This window comes from Arsenophonus endosymbiont of Bemisia tabaci Q2 (genome assembly GCF_902713415.1).
Lineage (GTDB): Bacteria > Pseudomonadota > Gammaproteobacteria > Enterobacterales > Enterobacteriaceae > Arsenophonus.
On record NZ_CACTIE010000037.1, the window covers coordinates 1 to 5,326 of the forward strand.

Below are 5,326 nucleotides of genomic sequence, written 5' to 3' on the forward strand. Positions count from 1 at the left end.
ATACAGATGCAGAGCCAATCCGAAATTGCTTCGCTGTTTCTCGAATACTCAACACTTCTTCTTCCATCGTAAATATCACTTTACGTCTAAAATCAATTGAATAGTTCATATAAATAATGTCATCAAAATTAAGTCGCTTAGCTATATTACACAATTAAAACAGCTAGAGAAAATAACCAGCAATTTCTGGCTTCTACCTAATAATTTTTCTTCTGCTGTTGAAGATACAATACCTGCTATTACACCATCTTTAATTAGTAAATATATCTCTGATTTTAAAGCGCTAAACTTATTAATATAAAATAGCTAAATTAATTTTTTAACAAAAAATATCAAATATAATTCTCAATGTTTATTTCTTATTTAATCATTAAATGTAAATAATAAAGTACCACGATATTATGATAGTGTTTTATTATAATAATCTTGTTCAAAATACTAATAGCCTGATGAAATTTAACGACCCGCTTTTAATCGTTGAAAATAACTTTCATATAAAATATTAGCATTGCCCACATCATTCTGCCATTCCCCTTTTTTTAAGGTTTCTTCATCAGGATATAGGGTTTTATCGGAAACTAACGTGTATGGCAGTAATTGGTTAGCTGCTAGATTGGGTGTCGGATAACCAATTTGTTGCGCTACTTTAGCGGCAATATCAGGACGAAGTAGAAAATTAATCAACTTAAGCGCACCTGCGACATTTTTTGCATTGGCTGGGATCGCTAAGCTATCCATCCAAAAAATACCCCCTTCTTTAGGCCAAATAAATTGTATCGGGGCACCTGATTGACTCACTACATAGGCAGAACCATTCCATAGCATTCCTAAATCAACTTCACCTTGCATAAAAGGGTTCGCGGGATTATCAGAATTAAATGCCATTACATTGGGCATTAATTTTTTTAATTCTTCATATGCAGTTTTAATCAACGCCGGATCTGTTGTGTTACCTGAATAACCTAGCTTGAGTAACGCCATTTGAAACACTTCCCGCGCATCATCAGTTAATAACAGCCCATTTTTATATTCAGGTTTCCATAAATCTGCCCAAGAGGTAATAGTTTTGGGATCAATAACTTCACTATTGATACCAATTCCTGTCGCTCCCCAAATATAAGGAATCGAATAATCATTCTTAGGATCAAATGATTTATGTAATAAATTTGGATCAAGATTTTTAAATTGACTCAATTGACTTTTATCAATCTTTTGTAGCATACCCTTCTTACTCATTTTCGACACAAAATAAGTTGAAGGCACTACTAAATCATAAGCTCCTTCCGCATAAGTTTTAAGCTTGGTATACATACTTTCATTAGATTCATAAGTAGAATAAATGACCTTGATACCAGTTTCTTTAGTAAACTGATTAAGTAGCCCGGGAGGAACATATTCCGACCAATTATAAAAATAGACTACCTTATCATCATTAGCTGCTACTGCTGAGCCAATACTCGCGGCTATGATCCCTGCTGCAAGCCATGAGGAGCACTTTTTCATATAGTGTTCCCTCCATAAAATAATGTTAAATGAAAACCTAATAAACTTTTTTCTAGCCCAAAAACAGTTATTATATGAGGCACCTGTAATTGGGTAAAGCTTATAAAAGTCGTTTAGTAACTTTTTTATTAGAAAAAGACTATTTCGGACATTTTGCTCAAATAAAAAACAAATGAAAATGACTAACTGAAATACAATAATTTAAATACCATTAATATACTAATTAACGATTAATAGTCTTTAATTTTGACACTAATTTAATTTATAGTTTTTATCGATTTTATTTTTAACATCCATTGACTCAACAACACCATTATCAATGAAAATAGTAATAAAACTGTCGCCAGCGCATTAACCTCTGGTGAAATTCCTATTTTTACCATTGAATAAATTTTTAAAGGCAATATTTCATAAGCCGGTCCAGTAACAAAAGAAGATACAACCACATCATCCATTGAAAGGGTGAAACTTAATAACCAACCCGAAATTACCGCTGGCAATGCTAATGGTAAAATAATTTGCCGTAAAATGGTTAATTCACTAGCACCTAAGTCTCGCGCAGCTTCTAACATTTTCACATCAAAATCCTTCAGTCGTGCATAAACGGTAATAACAACGAAAGGTAAACAAAATGTAATATGAGAGAAGAGTAAAGACCAAAAACCTAAAGAAACGCCTAATAACATAAAGACTAATAGTAAGGAAATTGCCATTACAATATCAGGGGACATCATAACAACAAATAGCATACCACTAACAAATGACTTTCCTCTGAATTGGTAGCGAAATAAAGCCACTGCTGCTAATGAACCAATCAAAGTAGTACAACTAGCTGAAATCATTCCTATCGTCAATGAATGGCCTGCTGCTTGCAATAGACTATCATTATCCCACAACATATCATACCAATCGATAGTCAATCCTTTCCACTGATTCCCAAAAGGTGATGCATTAAATGAATTGACAATCAAAATAATAATTGGAATATATAAATAGGCATAAACTATGGTGAGAAAAGCACTTCGCAAAAAACGTCCAATCATGCTAAATACACCTTTTTATTCAGCAAATTCGCAGCACGATAATAAATATAAAGCAGGAAGCCCATTGCAATAGTCAATGCAATACTGGTTGCAGCGCCAAAAGGCCAATCGCGCAAATTAAGAAATTGGCTCTTGATAACATTACCGATTAATAAATTTTTTGCCCCACCCATCAAATCCCCGACATAAAACAATCCCATTGCTGGTAGCAACACTAATAAACATCCAGCTATAATGCCAGGCATAGTTAGATGCACTATAATGCGTAAAAAGGTCTGAAATTTGTTAGCACCAAGATCTCGAGCTGCCTCAAGACAAGATTTATCCAGTTTTTCAATACTAGAATAAAGCGGCATCACCATAAATGGCAGCAAAATATAAACTAATCCCATAATGACGGCTTCTTGTGTATACATGATACGAATAGGTTTATCTATCAATCCCATCCATAGTAAAAAGTCGTTAAAATAACCTCGGGTACTCAAAAAAATCTTCAACCCATAAATACGAATAAGCGAATTAGTCCAAAATGGCACAATCAATAAAAATAACATCAATGGCTGCAATTTTGGCGGTAATCGTGTTAGAAGAAATGAAAATGGATAACCAATGACTAAACAACAGAAAGTAGCAATGATTGCCATATTTAGTGAGTGGATCATTACCTCTGCATATAAAGGATCAAATAGCCGAGTATAATTGTCGAGGGTAAAAACCATGTCGACTAAATTGGCATCATCACGGGTCAAAAAACTGGTAATAATGATCATTAAATTTGGCAGAAAGGCAAACAATAGGAACCAGGAAACCAACCCGATAACGATAATATTCTGAAAAATTTTACGGTTATTGTTCATCGAGAAGTACGACCTCCCAACTTTCTACCCATGTCAAAGCAATTTTTTGTTCCAACGAGTGGTCAACATCTGGATCATCTTCATTGAAAAATTGACTGACCATTACCCGCTTACCATTGTTCATTTCTACTTCTATATCAAGTATCATGCCCTTATAGTTGCATTCACGCACATGACCAATTAGTCCAGAAGGTTGCTGTTCATCATCGATCTCTTTAACGCGTAAATCCTCTGGCCGTAATAAAACTTTTAATTGCTGACCTACCGATACAGAAAGCTTAGTGTAAATATCACACTCATAGCCTTCAATATTCGCACGAATACGTTGCTCATCAATTCGATGTAAAGCAATCGCATCAAAAATATTAATTTCGCCGATAAACCCCGCAACGAATAAATTCTTCGGCTCTTCATATATTTCACGGGGTGACGCATCTTGTTCAATATGACCGTCTCGCATAACTAAAATACGATCAGACATGGCTAACGCTTCTTCTTGATCATGAGTTACATAAATAAAAGTAATCCCTAACTGACGTTGCAAGGCTTTTAATTCACTTTGCATCTTTTTACGTAAGTTATAATCCAGCGCCGATAATGACTCATCTAATAAAAGAACCTTAGGTTTATTGATAACTGCACGCGCAATTGCCACTCTTTGCTGTTGTCCACCCGATAACTGATGGGGATATCGCTGGGCGAAATCTTCTAATTGCACCATCCGTAGCGCTTCTTCCACTCTCGGTTTTATCTTTTTAAAAGATTTTTTTTGCATACGTAAACCAAAGGCAACGTTATCAAATACCGACATGTGGGGGAATAAGGCATAACTTTGAAAGACAGTGTTGACATGACGCTGTTCAGCCGGAATATCCGTAATATCCTGCCCCTCAAGAAAAATGCGCCCATTATCAGCGTGCTCTAATCCAGCAATTAATCGCAAAATAGTCGTTTTACCACACCCTGACGGACCTAATATGGTAAGAAATTGACCATTATTAATCGTAAGATTAAATTGTGAAATAATATTTTTGCTATCGAAACCTTTAGTTAAGGATTTTAATTCGATCAATGGTGTAAAAGAGGTTGTCTCACTCATTTAAGGTATCATCTATCCCTTATAGCAGATAGTAATGCAGATAGTAATGCAGATAGAACCGCAACTGGAAAAAGACTGTATTAGCTAATCAGCAAAAACGCCCAGCAATAGCCAAAACCAGTTGCGCCAATAGATTTAACAAAAACAGAATAATAAACGCAGCAACACAAAATTAAAAGCGATATCATCAGAAAAATGACAACAATAATCCTAATATATTAAATTAAACTTATCGAAAAATAATTAGCTATCAAAATAAATCTAATATTTCCATCTATTTCATATGATTTATTAATATAAGATATAATAAAGCGAGCTTACTATTTTCTTTAAGAATTTGCATAAATTATAGATAATAATTCATAAAAAATTCAATTTATGCTATTTAATTAGTTAAAATAACAAATTAAATTTAACAAAATTACTTATAATAATTATTTTGGCTTGTTATTTTCGTCACTCAGCTAGAATGAAAAATACGTAAGAACCGTTGGTACCAACTATGTAGTGTAGCGTGTATAGCTAAGCGACTTAATTTTGATTACACTATATTGAGTGCGAACAAAATATCTGTGTCGCATCCGAGCATTCTTTTTTGTATTTAGCTGTGTGCCCATTTATATTCAAATAGGTAGGCAAATATTCCAGCATATGCCCCGCATCGATGATGACTTGTTGAATACTCTTTTCTTGTGAAAAGTTGCATTATCCATCATGATTACACTGTTTTTAGGAAGTACTGGGATAAGGACTTGGGTGACCCATGCATAGAAAACATCGCTGTTAATATTGATATCAAATAATCCGATAGCAAACAGCGTTGT

The 5,326-nt window shown here is 34.2% G+C and carries 4 protein-coding genes and 1 pseudogene; all 5 read right to left on the reverse strand.

All coding sequences use genetic code 11. The annotated features are described in order from the left end of the window. Positions 1-456: 456 nt before the first annotated feature. Positions 457-1,503 (reverse strand): spermidine/putrescine ABC transporter substrate-binding protein PotD, encoded by a 1,047-nt coding sequence (potD, locus tag ARSQ2_RS02375; RefSeq protein WP_181994234.1) that lies wholly within the window; start codon positions 1,501-1,503, stop codon positions 457-459. Between the two features lie 257 nt (positions 1,504-1,760). Then, positions 1,761-2,546 (reverse strand): spermidine/putrescine ABC transporter permease PotC, encoded by a 786-nt coding sequence (gene potC, locus ARSQ2_RS02380; RefSeq protein ID WP_181994235.1) that lies wholly within the window; start codon positions 2,544-2,546, stop codon positions 1,761-1,763. Next, positions 2,543-3,403: a spermidine/putrescine ABC transporter permease PotB gene (potB, locus tag ARSQ2_RS02385; protein ID WP_181994236.1), complete on the reverse strand. Its 861-nt coding sequence runs from the start codon at positions 3,401-3,403 to the stop codon at positions 2,543-2,545. Before potB ends, potC begins: the two co-directional genes overlap by 4 nt. Continuing rightward, positions 3,393-4,502: a spermidine/putrescine ABC transporter ATP-binding protein PotA gene (potA, locus tag ARSQ2_RS02390; protein ID WP_181994237.1), complete on the reverse strand. Its 1,110-nt coding sequence runs from the start codon at positions 4,500-4,502 to the stop codon at positions 3,393-3,395. Before potA ends, potB begins: the two co-directional genes overlap by 11 nt. A gap of 623 nt (positions 4,503-5,125) precedes the next feature. Beyond that, a pseudogene (locus tag ARSQ2_RS02395) lies at positions 5,126-5,326 on the reverse strand (hypothetical protein); the annotation flags it as partial.

Coding starts and splice junctions, on each gene's coding strand:
- potD (WP_181994234.1), bottom strand. CDS start 1,503: ATGAAAAAGTGCTCCTCATGGCTTGCAGCAGGGATCATAGCCGCGAGT.
- potC (WP_181994235.1), bottom strand. CDS start 2,546: ATGATTGGACGTTTTTTGCGAAGTGCTTTTCTCACCATAGTTTATGCC.
- potB (WP_181994236.1), bottom strand. CDS start 3,403: ATGAACAATAACCGTAAAATTTTTCAGAATATTATCGTTATCGGGTTG.
- potA (WP_181994237.1), bottom strand. CDS start 4,502: ATGAGTGAGACAACCTCTTTTACACCATTGATCGAATTAAAATCCTTA.